General features: G+C 62.6%; 14 protein-coding genes. 8 read left to right on the top strand and 6 right to left on the bottom strand.

Features of this window, described 5'->3' with window-relative positions:
* Positions 1-11: 11 nt before the first annotated feature.
* Positions 12-797 (top strand): FadR/GntR family transcriptional regulator, encoded by a 786-nt coding sequence (locus OH720_RS19870; RefSeq protein WP_033043139.1) that lies wholly within the window; start codon positions 12-14, stop codon positions 795-797.
* Between the two features lie 158 nt (positions 798-955).
* On the opposite strand, the gene OH720_RS19865 is transcribed toward OH720_RS19870, so the two are convergent.
* Positions 956-3,082 carry a TonB-dependent receptor family protein gene (locus OH720_RS19865; RefSeq protein ID WP_272602582.1) on the bottom strand — a complete coding sequence of 709 codons (2,127 nt, stop codon included), beginning with the start codon at positions 3,080-3,082 and terminating at the stop codon, positions 956-958.
* A gap of 180 nt (positions 3,083-3,262) precedes the next feature.
* Entirely contained in the window at positions 3,263-4,216 is a 954-nt protein-coding gene (locus tag OH720_RS19860) for a LysR family transcriptional regulator (protein WP_272602581.1), read from the bottom strand.
* A 150-nt stretch (positions 4,217-4,366) separates the two neighbouring features.
* Here OH720_RS19860 and OH720_RS19855 point away from each other — a divergent pair, with 150 nt between their 5' ends.
* The 5 genes from OH720_RS19855 (at position 4,367) to OH720_RS19835 (ending at position 9,512) form a co-directional block, all read left to right on the top strand.
* The gene (locus OH720_RS19855) at positions 4,367-5,200 is read left to right on the top strand and encodes an amidohydrolase family protein (protein ID WP_272602580.1); all 834 of its coding nucleotides are present in this window, start codon (positions 4,367-4,369) and stop codon (positions 5,198-5,200) included.
* A 61-nt stretch (positions 5,201-5,261) separates the two neighbouring features.
* Positions 5,262-6,608: an MFS transporter gene (locus OH720_RS19850; protein ID WP_272602579.1), complete on the top strand. Its 1,347-nt coding sequence runs from the start codon at positions 5,262-5,264 to the stop codon at positions 6,606-6,608.
* A complete protein-coding gene (locus OH720_RS19845; RefSeq protein ID WP_272602578.1) occupies positions 6,608-7,348 on the top strand; it encodes an SDR family NAD(P)-dependent oxidoreductase in 741 nt (246 codons plus the stop codon). Before OH720_RS19850 ends, OH720_RS19845 begins: the two co-directional genes overlap by 1 nt.
* Positions 7,345-8,151, top strand: a complete 807-nt coding sequence (locus OH720_RS19840; RefSeq protein WP_272602577.1) for a sugar phosphate isomerase/epimerase family protein — start codon at positions 7,345-7,347, stop codon at positions 8,149-8,151. The genes OH720_RS19845 and OH720_RS19840 overlap by 4 nt, the downstream gene beginning before the upstream one ends.
* A 323-nt stretch (positions 8,152-8,474) precedes the next feature.
* Positions 8,475-9,512, top strand: a complete 1,038-nt coding sequence (locus OH720_RS19835) for an RHS repeat-associated core domain-containing protein (protein WP_272602576.1) — start codon at positions 8,475-8,477, stop codon at positions 9,510-9,512.
* A 435-nt stretch (positions 9,513-9,947) separates the two neighbouring features.
* On the opposite strand, the gene OH720_RS19830 is transcribed toward OH720_RS19835, so the two are convergent.
* The 4 genes from OH720_RS19830 to OH720_RS19815 all read right to left on the bottom strand — a co-directional run bounded on the left by OH720_RS19830 (position 9,948) and on the right by OH720_RS19815 (position 15,651).
* Complete coding sequence (locus OH720_RS19830; protein ID WP_180204645.1) at positions 9,948-11,501, bottom strand: amino acid permease; 1,554 nt, start codon at positions 11,499-11,501, stop codon at positions 9,948-9,950.
* Between the two features lie 210 nt (positions 11,502-11,711).
* Complete coding sequence (locus tag OH720_RS19825) at positions 11,712-12,875, bottom strand: iron-containing alcohol dehydrogenase (protein WP_272602575.1); 1,164 nt, start codon at positions 12,873-12,875, stop codon at positions 11,712-11,714.
* A gap of 3 nt (positions 12,876-12,878) precedes the next feature.
* Positions 12,879-14,270 carry an aldehyde dehydrogenase family protein gene (locus OH720_RS19820; protein ID WP_272602574.1) on the bottom strand — a complete coding sequence of 464 codons (1,392 nt, stop codon included), beginning with the start codon at positions 14,268-14,270 and terminating at the stop codon, positions 12,879-12,881.
* A 7-nt stretch (positions 14,271-14,277) separates the two neighbouring features.
* On the bottom strand, positions 14,278-15,651 hold the full coding sequence (locus OH720_RS19815; protein WP_272602573.1) for a glutamine synthetase family protein: 1,374 nt from the start codon (positions 15,649-15,651) through the stop codon (positions 14,278-14,280).
* Positions 15,652-15,867: 216 nt separating this feature from the next.
* Between OH720_RS19815 and OH720_RS19810 the strand changes: the two genes are divergently transcribed.
* A complete protein-coding gene (locus tag OH720_RS19810) occupies positions 15,868-16,260 on the top strand; it encodes a GFA family protein (RefSeq protein ID WP_272602572.1) in 393 nt (130 codons plus the stop codon).
* Positions 16,261-16,368: 108 nt separating this feature from the next.
* On the top strand, positions 16,369-17,367 hold the full coding sequence (locus OH720_RS19805) for a bile acid:sodium symporter family protein (RefSeq protein ID WP_272602571.1): 999 nt from the start codon (positions 16,369-16,371) through the stop codon (positions 17,365-17,367).
* Positions 17,368-17,405: the final 38 nt, after the last annotated feature.

The following is a 17,405-nucleotide window of genomic DNA, read 5'->3' as shown; positions in this document are numbered from 1 at the left end:
TGAGCCCAGAGATGCCTATGCCCACTCCTGACAAATCCCCCTGTTCCGCCGAGGCGCTGGCCGTTTTGAAGGACTCCGCCAAGGGCACGTTGTCCGATCAGGTGACGGCGGCCCTGAAGGCCTACATCGCCAATGGTGAAGTGCTGCCGGGCGCGCGCCTGCCCACCGAGCCCGTGCTCTCGGAGCGTTTCGGGGTGAGCAGGACGGTCATCCGCGAGGCAATCTCGCGCCTTAAATCAGCCGGTTTGGTCGAGGTCCGTCAAGGCAGCGGCACCGTCGTCAGCGAAGGCGCGCACATCAAGGCGTTCACCATCGACCTGGATGTCAGCGGCTCGATCGAGGCGGTGTTGCGGGTCACCGAACTGCGCCGCGGTATCGAAGGGGAGGCGGCGGCACTGGCGGCGCAGCGGCACTCGCCGGCGCAACTGGAGGCCATCCACCAGGCGCTCAAGGCCATCGATGCCGCCGAGCAGGCGGGGCGCGATGGCGTCGAGGAAGACCTGGCGTTCCATCACTCCATTTCCAGGGCAACGGGCAATCCGCTGTACCCGTCACTGCACGAGTTCATCGCGCAGTACATCAAGGAAGCGATCCGCATCACCCGCTCCAACGAGGAACGCCGCCATGACCTGGCCAGGACGGTGCATGTCGAACACTCCGCCGTGTACGAAGCCATCGCCGCACGTGACCCTGAAGGCGCGCGCCATGCTGCCCTTAACCACATCAATAATGCGGTCGAGCGGCTCAAGAGTGCCGATCCCGCGTTCTGGCAGAATCCGGGGGCGAGAACCTCGTAGCACCGCGCGCGCCGGGCATCGCCGCTGACCTGTAGGAGCCCGGCTTGCCGGCGAAGGCGTCCTCGGATGTTGCGTTGACCTTTCAGGCCTCTTCGCCGGCAAGCCTGGCTCCTACGATATTTGTGCAGGGCGTGGAACCTCTGCTGCACACCAGAACCTCACAGCAGACTCCACGACACCCCGACATACACTCCCATACCTTCACCCGGCGTCGACCGCGCCGCGTCCAGCCCTTTGTCGTCGTAGCCTGGTGTGACGGTGGCGGCGTAGTGCTTGTCGGTCAGGTTGCGCATGTCCACCCACGTCTGCCAGTCACCCTTGGGTGCGTTGTAGCCCAGGGTCGCGCCGAACAGCGCGTAAGGATCGGCGTAGTAGCTGTTGGCGTAATCGACCGCCACCTTGGACACCCATTGCGTGTTGAGCGCGGCGAAGAAGCCCTGGGGCCAGTCGTAGCGCAGTTCGCCCTGGTAGTAGTGCATCGGCAGGCCCGGCAGGCGGTTGTCGCCGAAGCGCTCGTCGTCCTGGTAGTGGAAGTCACTGAAGGTATAGCTCTGGCGCAGGCTCAGTTGACCGCCATCGGCGCCGGACCACAGATTGCTCTGCAGGCTGGCTTCCACGCCCTGGTGCACGGTAGGGCTGGCATTGAGCTCGTAGGGCGTGGTGGCGTTGGCATCCGGCAACACCGAAAGCAATTCGTGGCGTACCTGGGCGTAGTACCAGGCCAGGCTCCATTGGCCCATCGCGCTGTCGCCGCGACCGCCGAGCTCCAGGGTGGTCGCGGTCTGGTTCTGCAGCTCGATTGGGTCACGCTGGGTGCCGGTGGCGGGGCCGCTGCCGGCCGGGAATCGAATGTTGGAGCTGTAGATCAGCGACCAGGGGTGCGGCGCCTCGACCGAGCGGCTGAGGTTGCCGAACAGTTGCAGGTCGGGTGTCAGTTGGTAGCGCAGGCCAAGGCGCGGGGCATAGTCCCAGTCGCCCTGGCTGGTCTTGCCACCGCCTTGCGGGTAAGTCACCGCGCTTTCCCTGCGAGTGTAGATAGCGGCGAGGCCCGTGGTCAGCCACAGGTCGTCGGCGATCTCCAGGTCATTGCCCACATGCAGGACGCTGTCCGAACCCTGGTAGGTGAAATTGCGCATGGGTGTGCCCGGCGCATAACCGGCCGTGTTGCCGGTGGGGATGCGCACCTGCTCGCTGGCGCCGGCGTTGGGCAGGTGCTTGGTCACGCGCAGGCCCAGGGTGCTCTGGCTCTGCAGGCCCCAGAGCGTGTCGCGACGCTTGTAGTCGAGGGTGCCGCTGACATCCGTGTACGCGACTTTCAGGCGGTTGGGCCCCTCGCGCAAGTCCATGGGGTAGTCATGGTAGGCAAGGCCGGCCTGGATGCTCGAGTCGTCATCGATGAACCAGGTGGTCTTGTTGCCGATGAAGGTGCTGCCCGGCTGTTCACGGCGATCGTCGCGCGCCACGTAGGCGGGGTTGGCCGCGCGCGGGTCGTGCTCGATGGAGTGCTTGGTGACCCGGCCGGCGAGGTCGTTGTCGGTCTGGCGGTAGCGCAGATAGAAGCGCGTTTCCAGGTTCGGGTTGAAGCGATAGCCGAAGTTGGCGATGACGCCCTGGCTCTCGCTGGCGGTGTGATCCTGATAGCCGTCGGCGCGTGCGTCGGTCAGGGCCAGGTAGTAGTCGAAGTCGCCCAGCACCTGCCCGGAGCTGACCTGGCGTTGCTGATAACCGTGGCTGCCCGTGGCATAGCGCATCTGCAAGCGCGGTGCGGTGTAGCCGGTATGGCTGACGTAGTCGATGGCCCCGCCCAAGGCCAGGGCACCGCGGTCGAAACCGTTGGCGCCGCGCAGCACTTCCACATGGTCAAGCCATAGCGGCTCCAGCAGCTCATAGGGCGTGCCGCCGGGGCCGGTCAGCGGCAGGCCGTCGAGCATGGCGTACAGGCCCGAGGCATGGGCGCCCGGCGCACGGTTGATGCCCGATCCGCGGATCGAGATCTTCACCCCTTCGTTGCCCGCCGACTGGGCATAGATGCCTGGCTGATAAGCCAGCACATCCTGATTGCTCGCCACCCGGCCCTGCAGGGGGCGGCGCATGTCGACCACGTTGGTGCCGCCAGGCACCTGGTCGAGCCGCGCCTTGGCGTCCTCGATCCCCTGGTCTTCGTCACTCTGCTCCTCGGCCCCGATCAGCACTTGCCCCAACTCCAGGCCCTGGGCCTCGGCCATCGCCGGACAAACAAGGGCCAGGCCCAGCAACGCGGCGGACAGGGATTGGGGCGAGGGCATTGAGAAAACTCCAGACAGGGGAAAACGGGCAGTGAAGTCTGCGACGTATGAAAGAACGAAGGGAACACATCACGATTTGGCTATTTTGCCAGGAACAGGCTCATCGGCAGGGGCGAGCCTGCCGTGAAATTGCGACCGCCGATGTCTGCGCGCCAAGCGCTTCAAGCGGGCCTGCGCTGATCAGTCGAAGCTCGGCAACTCGACCCCGGGGATCACCCGCCCCAGTTTGACCGCCTGGCCATGCAGCACCTGCATGAGCTGCGCGGCAGACTGGGACAGCGGCTCGAACCGCGAGTAGACGAAACTGATGTCGAAGTGAATCGCCTCAACCAGCGGTACCACGACCAGGCCGCTGTCCTGGGCCACGAACTCATCGATGATGGTCAGGCCCATGCCTTGCTTGACCAGGGCCACTGCTTCGTTGGCATTGGTGAAGTTGAGCATCGAGTGCAGGTTCAGGCCCTGGCGTTCGATCTCCTCGGCCAGCAATCGGCCAAAGGGCATGTCGGGGCGAAACAGCAGCAACGGCTGGTCGACCAACTCGTGCAGTGACAATGAAGCGCTGTCGGCCAAGGGGTGATCAGCCGGCATCACGCAGACCATGCGTGCGCGCATGAAGGCCAGTGAGTGAAGGTGGTCGTGGATCAGCGGCAGGGCGGAAATGGCCAGGTCGACTTTCTTCGAGAGGATCTGGTTGGGCATGTCGCCCATCAAGGTCGTTTGCCATTCGATGTTCAGCGACGGCATTTCCCGCTTGAGCCGGGCCAGGGCGACCGGGATGACCACCGTCGACAGCGATGCACTGCAGCAGATGCGCAACTGGCGGTTCGGGCCGCTGGCCAGGGCCCGGGCACATTCGTTGACCGCCAGCGCGGCCTGGTAGACACGCTCGACTTCGCGGTAAAGGGTCAGCGCCTCGGCGGTGGGCACCAGGCGATTGTTGATGCGCTGGAACAGGCGGTAGACCAGCCGGCTCTCGATATAGGCGATCAGCTTGCTGACCGCCGGCTGCGACACGTAGAGCATTTTCGCCGCACCGCTGATCGAGCCGGTGAGCATCACCGCCCGGAACACTTCCATGTGCCGCAGCTTGAACACCATCGAGGTGGCGTCGGGGCCTTCGCCGTTGGGCATGGGTCATTAACCTTTGGTTATTGTTCGAGCGATCTGTGTATGAGCGCTATTTACCGCCTGGTCGTATCGTCACTGCAACGCATCGCCCAAAGCGGCGAAACAATAACAAAGTTCAGTGAGCAAGCGCAGTGACGCTTGGCAGGAGCAGCCTTGAGCATCTACGACGAACCCAAGATCGATTGCCATAACCACCTGTTCGACCCCGCGCGGTTTCCCTATCGCGCCGACACCATCTATGCACCCTCCGGGCAGGAGGTCGCGACCCTGGAGCAGTTCGGTCGGGTGATGGACGCCTATGGCGTGCAGCACGCGTTGCTGGTGGGGCCAACCAGTGGCTACCGCACGGACAACCGTTGCCTGCTGCATGCGCTGGCGCAAGGCGAGGGCCGGTTCAAGGGCATCGCCGTGGTCGAGCATGCCATCGGCCTGGAAGAACTGGCAGCGCTCAAGGAACAGGGCGTGGTGGGCGTCGCCTTCAATCCGGCGCTGGAAGGTTTGGCCAGCATGAATGGCGTCGCAGGTCTCTTCGGCCGGCTGGCCGAGCTGGATCTGTTCGCTCAGATCCAGGTGCAGGGCAACCAACTGGTCGAGCTGCTGGGCTTGATTGAATCTACTGCGCCGCGGCTGCTCATCGACCACTGCGGCCGCCCTGAGGCCCGAGCAGGTGTGGGCCAGCCAGGGTTCCAGGCACTACTGGGTCTGGCTGGCAGCGGCCGGGCCTGCGTGAAAATTTCCGGCATGCATAAGTTCGTCGCCCACGATCATTTTCAGGAGCAAGCCGGTGCATACGTACGTGAACTGCTTCAGGCCTTTGGCCCGGATGCTTGTGTGTGGGGCTCGGACTGGCCGTTCATTCGCGAACAATCGCGCCTGGACTACGGGCCGCTGCTCAAGCTGGCCGAGCAGTTGATGGCCGATGCCAGTGTGCGCAGGAAGGTGATGTGGGACACGCCGCGCCGACTGTTCGGCTTCGGCGAGCGTTGAATCCGCCCCCGGGCGGGCTGTGTTGGCGCAATACCCCCGATAACAACAAGGAACAAAAACAATGACGACCGACAATCGATTCGTAGCGGCAACGCTCGCCTGTCCGGCGGCGCAAACCGTCAGGACCCGCACCCGGTTCATGATCCTGGCGCTGATTTCCGGCGGCACCATGATCAACTACCTGGACCGCAGCGTGATGGGCATCGCCGCGCCCAGCATCAGTGCCGACCTGGGCCTGAACGCGGTCATGATGGGGCTGATCTTTTCCGCATTTTCCTGGACCTACGCCGCCGCGCAGATTCCTGGCGGCATCCTGATCGACCGCTTGGGCACCAAGTTCACCTACTGGCTGGCGCTGACCTTATGGTCGGTGTTCACCGGCCTGCAGGGCCTCGCCCAGGGCTTTCTTTCGCTGCTGGGCTTTCGCTTGCTGGTGGGCGCCACCGAGGCACCGTGCTTTCCCACCAACAGTCGGGTGGTCGCGACCTGGTTCCCGCAAAGCGAGCGGGCGCGGGCGACCGGCATCTATACCTTCGCCGAGTACGTCGGGCTGGCGTTCCTCACGCCACTGCTGTTCTGGGTACTGCACGCCTATGGCTGGCGTGTGTTGCTGGTGGCCGTGGGCATCCTGGGTGTGCTCTATGGCCTGGTGTGGTGGCGCAAGTACCACGAGCCCCATGAGTCGACCACGGCCAATCAGGCGGAGCTGGACTACATTGCCGCCGGCGGCGGGGTGGTCGATGGCGGGCAGAAGGCCACGCGCTTTCGTTGGTCGCAGATACCCGCGTTGCTCAAGCATCGCAACATGCTGGGGATCTGCCTGGGGCAGTTTGCCTGCAACTCGACGAACGTGTTCTTCCTGACCTGGTTCCCGACCTACCTGGTCACCGAGCGGCACATGCCCTGGCTCAAGGTGGGTTGGGTGGCGGTGCTGCCATTCATTGCCGCGTCCCTCGGCACCCTGGCCGGTGGCTGGCTGTCGGACGCCTTGCTGCGTCGCGGCTACTCGCTGAATGTCGCGCGCAAATTGCCGGTGATTGCAGGACTCCTGACCGCATCGGTGATCGTGCTGGCCAACTACGTGGACTCCGACGCGCTGGTGATCGCCATTCTGTGCGTGGCCTATTTCGCCCAGGGCATGTCCGCACTGGCCTGGATGATCGTGTCCGATATCGCCCCCAAAGGCCTGCTCGGTTTGAGCGGTGGCGTGTTCAACCTGTTCGCCAATGCGGCCGGCATCGTCACCCCGCTGACCATCGGCGTGATTGTCACCACCACGGGCTCGTTCGTCTGGGCCCTGGCGTTCGTGTCCTCGATCACCGTGCTGGGCGCGCTGTGTTACCTGTTCATGGTGCGTGATCTGCGCCGCCTGCCTGAAATCCAATCCGTACAACAAGGAGCAGTTTGATGACTCGATACCTGGAAGGCCAGACGGCCATCGTCACCGGCGGCATGCGTGGCATCGGCCTGGGCATCGCCCGTCGCTTGCACAGCGCTGGCGCGCAGATCGTCATCTGGGACCTGGCGGTCGATGGCTGGGACAGCATCGCCAACGGCTTTGAACCGGTGTTGCGCCAGGCCGTCAACGTCGCCTCGCTGGCATCCGTGGAGGCGGCCTTCAAGGAGGTCGTTGAGCAACAGGGGCGCGTCGATATCCTGGTCAACAATGCCGGGATCAACGGGCCGGTGATGCCTTCCTGGGAGTACCCGCCAGAGGCCTGGGACCAGGTCATCGCCATCGACCTGACGGGGGTGTTCTATTGCTGTCGCACCGTCATCCCGCATATGCGTGAGCGTGGTTACGGGCGCATCGTCAATGTCGCCTCGATGGCTGGCAAGGACGGCGTGCAATACATCTCCGGTTATTCGGCGGCGAAGGCCGGTGTGATCGCATTTACCAAGGCGGCGGCCAAGGAATTGGCCCAGGACGGCGTGCTGCTCAATTGCATTGCCCCGGCCATGGTGGAAACCGGGCTGATGGCGGAAATGACCCCCGAGCATATTGTCGCCAGCAAGGCGAAGATTCCCATGGGGCGTTTCCTGCAAATCGAAGAGATCGCCAACATGGTGACCTGGATCGCCGGGCCCGAATGCAGCTTCACCACGGGGTTTGTGTTCGACCTCAGCGGCGGCAGGGCCACCTATTGAGCGGCCTTGGTGTAGCGCACCTGACTGCGCTGGAACTGGCGCCCATCGAGTGGGTACGCGAGGCGGCACGCGCCGGTTTCAGTTCAGTCGGGCTGCGTCTGCACCCGGCCATGGCGGGAGGCATTGCCTACCCGCTGTTGCCGGGCAGCCAGGCGCTGCAGCAGTTGAAGACTGCGCTGGATGCCGAAGGAGTGGCGGTCAACGAGATCGAATTCGTCGAGCTCACGCCGCAGGTGGACGTCGCCGCGCTCGCACCGCTGCTGGAGTCCGGGGCGCAACTGGGCGCGCGTTGCCTCACGGTATCGGGGGACGATCCGCAGCATTCCCGGCTCACGGATAATTTCGCTGCAGTGTGCGAGTTGGCAGCAGGTTATGGCTTGCGTGTCGATCTGGAGTTCATGCGCTGGCGTCACATTGCCAACCTGCAACAGGCCGTCGCGTTGATCGTGGCGGCGGGTCAGGTTAACGGCGGCGTGCTGCTCGATACGTTGCACCTGTTCCGCTCCGGCGGCGACGTCGCTGCCGTGGCCGAACTGGACCGGCGCTATATCCATGGCGTGCAGTGGTGCGACGCGCCGGCGCAGGCACCTACGGGGGAGGGCATCATCCGCGAAGCCCGCGAGGGTCGCTTGCCGGCGGGGCAGGGGCAACTGGCCTTGGCGGGATTGCTCGAGGTGCTGGCGCCTCAGGTGCACTGGAGTGTGGAGGTGCCGTGCTCCGAGATTTGTGCACCTGAGCGGTTGGCGCAGGCGTTCACGATGACCCGGGCGTGGTTGGACGGTCATCGCAACCCACTACTGTAGGAGCCAGGCTTGCCGGCGAACCAGACGCTGCGGTGCATCTGTCACACCGCGTCATCGTTCTTCGCCTGTAGGAGCGAGCGGGCAGCGATCCGACTTGCCCGCGAACCAGACGCCGCGATGTATCTGCTGGACCGCGTCATCGTTTTTCGCCGGCAAGCCTGGCTCCTACGGGCGAACCAGACGCTGCGGTGTATCTGTCACACCGCGTTATCGTTCTTCGCAGGCAAGCCGGATTGCCGCCCGCTTTGGACTATCAGTTCTGCTAGTTCCAATGCCAGGCAGGGGCGTCAATACTGAGCTCCAATACTTCGGAGCTCAGTATCATGACTGACCTGCCCAAAACACTGCTATGCCAATATCACTACGACGCCCTCGACCGACTGACCCGTCACGCGCTGCCGGATATCCCGCAGCGCCAGCGTTTCTACTGCAAACGCCGGCTGGCAACCGAAATACAGGGCGGGGTGGGCTTATCGATTTTCCAGAACGACGACCAGCTGTTGGCTCAGCGTCAACATGAGAAAGATACAGCACCCGCTACCACGCTGCTGGCTACCGATCAGCAACGTTCGGTGCTGCATTCGCTCAAGGCGGATCATCCAGGGCAGTCCGGTAGTTATTCACCTTACGGGCACCGCGCGGCTGAAAACGGATTGCTCAGCCTGCTGGGCTTTAATGGAGAACGGCCGGATCCCGTTACCGGGTGCTATCTGTTGGGTAATGGGTATCGCGCGTTTAATCCGGTACTTATGCGGTTCAATAGCCCGGATAGCTTGAGTCCGTTCGGCAAAGGAGGGTTGAACGCTTATGCTTATTGTGTGGGGGATCCTGTCAACAGGGTCGATCCATCGGGGCATATGGTGAAGGAAATGATTGCAGCCATGGCGGCGACGACTCGTAAAAAACCGCCTCCCGGCTTAAAAGATGCGATGCGTCAAGTGAAAAGAAATCTGGGCGGTGAGAAGGGTTTAAAGGCATTTGCAAGTATAAACAATGAAACCCCCGAGCAATATTTAGTGAGAAAAACTAGTGAAAAAAGCAGTTCGAACGCAATAGAAATTATGGATGAAATAGGCGGTTTACTCCCTGCGAAGAAAAGTATGGCTGAGCTAGAAGAATTAGAGAGCTCCTACCTCCCCCGGCTGTACGCAGAGTTCGATAATATTAAATTTATTGATCGCCAGGCCACTTATGAAATTAAGGGGCTGAATGCAAAAATTCATGATCTCCAGCAAAAGATTTGGGACCTACAGGTCGATATAACCACCAGAGCGAATGCGCTACCAAAACCCAGTAAAAAAGCTGCGAAGAAATCTTCTGATTTGCCAGGAACTTCCAGCGAACTACGGAAGAAAAAGTAAATCATCATTAGTCAATGAGGGAGGGCCATCCCCCCCATGTGATTATCCCAAGGCTTCGCAAGTTTTTACGAAGTTGGTCGAGGTGGATATAGGGCGTTTCTGATGGGGCGTAGGGCAATGTTGATCGTCCTCGTCTTTGTCAGATGGTCCTTCGCAAAAGCCACGGCGCCTTGGGGCCGCTCGGTAACTTGATTCGTGTCACTGCCCATCACTGATCGGGTTTAGCAGCCCGCGATAACCTAAGTCGCATGACGCTTCCATCAGTCAGGTTTTACGCCTGCATTTTGAATCCGCCGGAATAGAAGCGCAGAGATCGCGGGACGCAAAACTTGTAGGTGCCCGGCTTGCCGGCGAAGGCGTATTTGAAATCGCCTACGCCGGCAAGCCTGGCGCCTACGGGTGAATCATGTTCCGCGGTGTGTCAGGTCGGTCGCTTCAGCGCTTGTCCAACGCCGCTTCCGCCGCCGCAATTTCAGCCTGGCGCTTGACGATCATGTCGCCCACCGGCGGTCCCTGGAAACGTCGCGCTTCGAAACCGAACCAGACGATGGCCGTCAACACCAGGAAGCCGATGGTGATGTACAACGCCCAGTCGTTCGGTGGCTGGATGCCGATGACGAAGATGATCACCATCGACAGGACCGAGAGCAGGGCGAACACCGTGTACCAGAAGCGCCCCATGTTCCATGGCCCCATGGTCGGCCACTTCGAGGTGCCATAGGCAAACAGGCCCAGCACGATGGGGATGACGAAGGAGAAGAACAGGAAGATCACCGTGCAGGAGACCACGATGGTGTAGACCGGCGTCTCGCCAATCGATATCACCGACGATCCCCAGACGAACAGCACCGCGAGTGTGGCACCGGTCCAGATGGCTGCCACCGGGCTGCGAAAGGTTGGCGAAACCGAGGCCAGGGCTTTCGAGCAAGGCAGGCCGCCGTCGCGGGAGAACGCGAAAATCATGCGCGAAACCGAGGTCACGGTCGCCAGGCCACAGAGCACCTGGGAGATGAAGATCGCCACGTACAAGCCGTCTTTGAGCAGCGGATTGACCTGGGTGTTCATGGCCCAGAAGAACACGCTCCAGCCTTGCTTGGCCGCTTCGTCCATGCTCGGCAGCATCAGCACGAACGCACTGAGCATCACCCAGCCAAACAGCAGCGACCAGACCACCGACATGACCATGCCCCGGGGCACCGACATGGCCGCGTTGCGGGTTTCCTCCGAGGTGTGGGCGGAGGCGTCGTAGCCGGTGATGGTGTAGATCGGCAGCAGCAGGCCGAGCATGAAGATCCAGCCGTTGGAGACTTCCGGCCAGACGCCGCCACCTGCCGCGCCGGAGTAGTTGCCGAAGGTCACCAGCCGCGAAAACTCGAAACTGGGGGCGGAGATCAGGCAGACGATGGTCAGCGCCAGTGCGGTGGCGAAGATCAGGTAGCCGGAGAAATCGGTGAGCTTGGCGGTCAGGCCGATCCCCAGGTGATTGCACAGGGCCTGGAGACCGGTAAGGATCGCCAGGAAAATCACCCGTGTCGTGGTGGTGTCTTCCATGCCCAGCGTGGGGCCGAAGGCGCCAAAAAAGAAGTAATAGGTGCCGACGTTGATCGCCCCGAGCACCGTGACCAGCCCCAGCAGGTTGAACCAGGCCGTTAGCCAACCGGTGAAACGGTTGCCGAGGATCGAGCCCCAGTGATACAGGCCGCCAGCGGTGGGGTAGGCCGAGGAAATCTGCGCCATGGCCAGGGCGAACACCCCGGAAATCAGGCAACCGATCGGCCAGCCGATGCCGATCGACGCACCGCCGGCGCCTGAGGTGCCCTGGGCGAGTGAGTTGATGCCACCGGAGAGGATGCAGATGATCGAAAAGGAAATCGCGAAGTTGGAGAAAACCCCCATTCGTCGCGAGAGCTGCTGGGCATAGCCCATGCTGTGCAGCACCTTGACGTCATCGTCGTGAGCGTCGGTGCCGGGCTGGCTTGCTGGGTTCATTGATGTGTGCCCCTTCAGGTTTTGATACGCAGCCATCCGGCGCTCCGGATGGATTGGCTTTCAACCCCTTGTCGTACTGCTCCTGTTTGCAACCGGTGAAACCTGCCTGCTTTTCTGTAGGAGTGAGCCTGCTCGCGATGGAGTTGAGGACAACGCAGGGTGTCAGGTTCCCCGCGTAATCGTTGACGTCCATCGCGAGCAGGCTCGCTCCTACAAAAGGCGGCCGTGGAAGGCCGCCTGGAAAATTTCCGCCACGCCAGCCCGGGTCAGGGGCAACGGGTTGCCGCCGGCCGACGGGTCGACCACTGCCATGTCGGCGATCAGGTCGGCCTGCTTGTCATCCACCCCCAGCTCGAACAGCGTATGCGGCACGGCGATGTCCTTGCGCAATTTGAGGACGAAGGCCAGGAAGCTGTCGAAGCCCGGGGAGGGCAGGTGCAGGTACGCGGCCAGGCGCGTGATGCGTTCCTCGATGGCCGGGCGATTGAACTTCAGCACATAGGGCATCAGGGTGGCGTTGGTCATGCCGTGGTGGGTGTCGTACAGCGCGCCGATCGGGTGCGCGAGCGCGTGCATCCCGCCAAGGCCTTTCTGGAACGCGGTGGCGCCCATCGCCGCCGCTGCCAGCATTTGCCCACGTGCGTCGAGGTCTGAAGGGGTATGAACCGCACGCACCAGGGCATTGCTCACCAGGCGCATGCCTTCGACCGCGATGCCGTCGGCCATGGGGTGGAAACCGGGGGCACAGTACGATTCCAGGCAGTGCGCCAGGGCGTCCATGCCCGTGCCGGCGGTGACTTTGGCCGGCATGCCGACGGTCAGGGCCGGGTCGCTGATGACCACCCGCGGCATCATTTTCGGGTGGAAGATGATGCGCTTGGTGTGGGTGCGATCGTCGATGATCACCGCCGCGCGGCCCACTTCGGAGCCCGTGCCCGCGGTGGTCGGCACCGCGATGACCGGGGCTATACGGCTTTCATCGGCGCGGGTCCAGTAGTCGCCGATGTCTTCGAAATCCCAGACCGGGCGGGTCTGGCCACTCATGAAGGCGATGAGCTTGCCCATGTCCAGGCCGCTGCCCCCGCCAAAGGCCACCACGCCATCGTGGTTGCCCGCACGCCAAGCGTCGAGCCCGCCTGCCAGGTTGGCTTCGACCGGGTTGGGCTTGAGGTCGCAGAACAGCGCAGCGCCCAGCCCTGCGTTACGTAAAGCGTCCAGCGCAGCAGTGGTGATCGACGCTCGCCCCAGGCCGCTGTCGGTGACCAGCAGCGGGCGCTGGATACCCTGGCTGCGACAGGCCTCGGCCAGTTCCGCAATGCGGCCGATACCAAAGCGGATGCTCGTGGGGTAGTTCCAGTTTCCAGTCAGGCTCATGGTTCAGGTCTCGTGGCGCAGATGGAAGGATTTGGCGCGGGTCAGGTGTTCATAACCCAGGGCCGACAGCGTGACGCCGCGCCCACTGTTCTTGACCCCGGTCCAGGCCAGGGCCGGGTCCAGGTAATCGCAGCGATTCATGAACAGGGTGCCGGTGTCGATCGCGTCCCCCAGGCGTTCGGCGGCGGCCAGGTCCCGGGTCCAGATCGACGCGCTGAGGCCGAACTCGCTGTCGTTCATCAAGGCCACGGCTTCGTCGTCGCTAGCTACCGGCATGATGCCGACCACCGGGCCGAAGCTTTCATCGCGCATGACCGACATTTGATGATTGACCTCGACCAACACTTGCGGGGCGAGGTAGGCGCTGCCCGGCGCGTCGGCGGCAAATGCTCGCGGGTCGATCAACGCCTTCGCGCCTTGGGCCTGCGCATCGGCAATCTGTTCGCGGACGAAATCCGCCGCGCCCGGGCTCACCATCGGGCCGAGCGTGGTGGCTTCGTCCAGCGGGTTGCCCAGCACGTACTGGCGGGTCAGTTCGGCGAAGCGTTCGACAAACGCCGGGTAGATTTTCTGGTCGACGTAGATGCGTTCCACGGCGCAGCAACTTTGTCCGGAGTTGAAGAAACTGCCGTCCACCAGGTTCTCCACCGCATGCTCGAGGTTGGCGTCTGCCCGGACATAGGCCGGGTCCTTGCCGCCGAGCTCCAGGCCCACGCGCAGGAAACCGTCGACCGCAGAGCGTTGCATTTCCAGGCCGGCCGCCACTGAGCCGGTGAAGTTCACCTGCTGCACCTGGTCGGAGCCGATGACCACACCGGTATGGATGTGACTGAGCAACAGGTTCTGGAACAACCCTTCCGGCAGATTGGCCTGGCGCATGGCCTGGGCAAAACGTTCGCCCACCAGCAGCGTTTGCGAAGCGTGCTTGAGGATCACGCTGTTGCCGGCCATCAGTGCCGGAATGATCGTGTTGACCGCCGTCAGGTACGGGTAATTCCACGGCGCGACAACCAGCACGGTGCCCATCGGCTCACGCTTGATGTACCGGCGAAAACCCGCGACCGGATCGGCTTCGAGCGCCGCCAAGGCTTGCGGCGCAATGGCGATCATGTGCCGGGCACGCTCTTCGAAACCGCGCAGCTCGCCGGCGCCATAGCGCACCGGGCGGCCCATTTGCCAGGCCAGTTCCGGGACGATTTCATCCTTCATGGCCAACATCGCGTCCACGGCGGCGCTGCAAAACGCCGCGCGTTCGCTCAGTGGCCGGCGCTTCCATTGCGCCTGGGCGCGGGCCGCCGCCGCCAATGCCTGTTCGATCTGCACGATATCGGCGTACTGACGTTCGGCGACGAGTCGGCCATCGACCGGCGAGATGAGTTGGACAATGTTGGTCATGGTGCTCTCAATAGCGCTCGAAGCCGCGCTGCAGTTCCCAGTCGGTGATTCGCCGGTCGTACTCTTTCTGTTCCCATTCGGCGGTATGCACGTAGTGGTCGATCACCTCGTCGCCGAAGGCCTCGCGCAACATGCTCGACTTCTGCAAGGCGGCGCTGGCCTCACGCAAGGTCTTGGAGACCTCGGGCAAATGCTCGTCCACATAGGCATCACCCTCGAAGGGCGCGGCGAGCTCGAGTTTTTCATCGATGCCCGCCAGCCCCGCAGCGATCAGCGCGGCGAAGGCCAGGTAAGGGTTGAGGTCGGCACCGCCGATGCGGCATTCGATACGGATCGATTTGCTGCCCTCGGCGCACAAGCGAAAGCCTGCGGTGCGATTGTCCCGGCTCCACACCGCGCGGGTAGGGGCGAAGGTGCCGGCCTGGAAGCGCTTGTAGGAGTTGATATAGGGCGCGAGAAAACAGGTGATGTCGTTGGCGTACTTGAGCTGCCCGGCGACCCAGGCGCGCATCAGTTTCGACATGCCGAACTCGGCCTTGGCATCGAAGAACAGCGGCTTCTTGGCGTTCTTGTCCCACAGCGAATTGTGGATGTGGCTGCTGGAACCGGCGGCGTCATAGCGCCACTTGGCCATGAAGGTGATCGCCTTGCCCTGCAGCTGGGCGATCTCCTTGCACGCGTGCTTGATGATGACGTGATGGTCGGCCATGGTCATGGCGTCGGCGTAACGGATGTTGATTTCTTCCTGGCCCGGGCCCCATTCGCCCTTGGAGTTTTCCACGGGGATGCCGCTGGCCTGCAGATGCTTGCGAATCGCCCGCAGCACCGGCTCTTCGCGGGTGGTCTGCAGGATGTTGTAATCCTCGATGTAGTGCCCGGCGGTTTTCGGCTTGAGGTAGTTGCGCTTGTGGATGCTCTCGTAGCTCTCGTCGAACAGGTAGAACTCCAGTTCCGAGGCGAACATGCCGGTGTAGCCGCGTTCACGCAGGCGCTCGACCTGTTTTTTCAGGATCGCCCGCGGGCTGTGGGGCAGGTCCTGGCGATGGTGATGGTCCAGCACGTCGCACAGCACCAGCGCCGTGCATTCAAGCCAGGGCACCTTGCGCAAGGTGCGCATGTCGGGCTTGAGCACAAAGTCGCCGTAGCCTTTGCTCCAACTGGCGGCGGCATAACCCGGCACCGGCTCCATGTCGATGTCGTCGGCCAGCAGGTAGTTGCAGCAGTGGGTTTCTTCATGGCCGCTGTCGATGAAAAACTCGACCTGGAAGCGCTTGCCCACCAGGCGGCCCTGCATGTCGACCATGCACACCAGTACGGTATCTATCTCGCCGGAGGCGGCAGCACGCTTGAGTTGGTCAAAACTGAGTAACGGCTCGGTCATCACGGCAATCCTGCGCAAGTTGTTTGGGCCTGTCTGAGATAGCTGTTGCAGACGCTCTCCAGAAAAACCAACAACTGCCGCCGCGAGCATCGTAGGCAATAAGCTGAGCGTAAGCTTAGCCTACTGTCGCTTTTCGCAAGTTTTTGCTGCGCAGGGTGTGTGACCCTCTACAGTCGTCGAACGGCGACTTGCAAACCCTTGGAGAGGAGGTGCGGCATGCAACGATTTACGGGCGGTTGCCTGTGCGGCAATGTGCGGATCGTGGCGTCGGGGCAGCCCTATCGGGTCGGCCTCTGTCACTGCCTGGATTGCCGCAAGCACCACGGTGCGCTGTTTCACGCCTCGGCGATTTTTCCTGAGGACGCGGTGACGATCGAGGGCGAAACCCGGGATTACGCGGGGCGTTATTTCTGTCCGCGTTGTGGCTCGTCGGTGTTTGCCCGTACCGACGATGAAATCGAAGTGAACCTGGGCTCACTTGATGCCCCTGACCAGTTGAAGCCAACCTATGAAAGCTGGACCGTACGGCGAGAATCCTGGTTGCCGGCATTTGCGCTCGCGCGGCGTTATGAGCGTGATCGAGAGGGCAGCGGTCGTTTTGAGGGATAGATGAAGGTCCTGTCCGTTAGGCGATATCTCCTGGCTTGTTAGCGTTAGCCGGCAATCAGCAGGCGCGCTAGAGTGGTCGCAACGTTCCCGGCAGCCTGGATGACCCCGATGACCCGCCCCCGTTTCTTGCCCGACAACTTCACCCTGACCCTGATCGGTGTGGTCCTTCTCGCCAGCCTGCTGCCTGCCAGTGGCCAGGTGGCGGTGGGCTTCGGCTGGTTGACCAACAGCGCCATCGCGCTGCTGTTTTTCCTCCACGGTGCAAAACTGTCCCGCGAGTCGATCATTGCCGGTGCCGGGCACTGGCGCCTGCACTTGCTGGTGTTCGGCCTGACGTTCGTCCTGTTCCCGCTGCTGGGCCTGGCGCTCAAGCCTTTGTTGTCGCCAATGATCGGCGCGGACCTGTACATGGGCATGCTCTACCTTTGCGCGTTGCCGGCCACGGTGCAGTCGGCGATTGCCTTTACCTCGTTGGCGCGAGGCAATATCCCGGCGGCGATTTGCAGTGCGGCAGCGTCCAGCCTGTTCGGGATCTTTCTCACGCCGTTGCTGGTGACCCTGCTGCTGGACGTGCACGGCGAGGGCGGCTCGACCCTCGACGCCATCGTGAAGATCAGCGTGCAGTTGTTGCTGCCGTTCATTGCCGGGCAGATCGCTCGCCGCTGGATCGGCGCCTGGGTCGCGCGCAACAAGGGCTGGCTGAAATTTGTCGATCAGGGCTCGATCCTGCTGGTGGTGTACGGTGCTTTCAGCGAAGCGGTGATCGAAGGCATCTGGCACCAGATTCCGTTGCTCGACCTGGCCGGGCTGGTGGTCGCCTGTTGTGTGGTGCTGGGGCTGGTGTTGCTGGCTTCCACGGTGCTGGGCAAGGCCTTGGGTTTCAACCAGCAAGATCGCATCACCATCCTCTTCTGTGGCTCGAAGAAAAGCCTGGCCACGGGCGTGCCGATGGCCCAGGTATTGTTCGCCGGCAGCACCATCGGCGTGTTGATCCTGCCGCTGATGCTGTTCCACCAGATCCAGTTGATGGTCTGCGCGGTGCTTGCCCAGCGGTTCGCCAATCGCCCGGAATCGGTGCCTGAACTGATGGGACAGGTCGATCCTTGAGGGTAAGTCGCTGTTTTAAAATAAAATAATGATGCGTG

The organism is Pseudomonas sp. WJP1, from assembly GCF_028471945.1.
Taxonomy (GTDB): domain Bacteria; phylum Pseudomonadota; class Gammaproteobacteria; order Pseudomonadales; family Pseudomonadaceae; genus Aquipseudomonas.
Note: the sequence above shows the minus strand (reverse complement) of the source record. Positions and strands in the feature narration are given on the sequence as shown.

Bases quoted from the DNA above. Each gene is read 5' to 3' on its own strand.
- OH720_RS19805 (WP_272602571.1), top strand. From the start codon at position 16,369: ATGACCCGCCCCCGTTTCTTGCCCGACAACTTCACCCTGACCCTGATC.
- OH720_RS19810 (WP_272602572.1), top strand. From the start codon at position 15,868: ATGCAACGATTTACGGGCGGTTGCCTGTGCGGCAATGTGCGGATCGTG.
- OH720_RS19825 (WP_272602575.1), bottom strand. From the start codon at position 12,875: ATGAGCCTGACTGGAAACTGGAACTACCCCACGAGCATCCGCTTTGGT.
- OH720_RS19820 (WP_272602574.1), bottom strand. From the start codon at position 14,270: ATGACCAACATTGTCCAACTCATCTCGCCGGTCGATGGCCGACTCGTC.
- OH720_RS19850 (WP_272602579.1), top strand. From the start codon at position 5,262: ATGACGACCGACAATCGATTCGTAGCGGCAACGCTCGCCTGTCCGGCG.
- OH720_RS19860 (WP_272602581.1), bottom strand. From the start codon at position 4,216: ATGCCCAACGGCGAAGGCCCCGACGCCACCTCGATGGTGTTCAAGCTG.
- OH720_RS19870 (WP_033043139.1), top strand. From the start codon at position 12: ATGCCTATGCCCACTCCTGACAAATCCCCCTGTTCCGCCGAGGCGCTG.
- OH720_RS19845 (WP_272602578.1), top strand. From the start codon at position 6,608: ATGACTCGATACCTGGAAGGCCAGACGGCCATCGTCACCGGCGGCATG.
- OH720_RS19865 (WP_272602582.1), bottom strand. From the start codon at position 3,082: ATGCCCTCGCCCCAATCCCTGTCCGCCGCGTTGCTGGGCCTGGCCCTT.
- OH720_RS19815 (WP_272602573.1), bottom strand. From the start codon at position 15,651: ATGACCGAGCCGTTACTCAGTTTTGACCAACTCAAGCGTGCTGCCGCC.
- OH720_RS19835 (WP_272602576.1), top strand. From the start codon at position 8,475: ATGACTGACCTGCCCAAAACACTGCTATGCCAATATCACTACGACGCC.
- OH720_RS19830 (WP_180204645.1), bottom strand. From the start codon at position 11,501: ATGAACCCAGCAAGCCAGCCCGGCACCGACGCTCACGACGATGACGTC.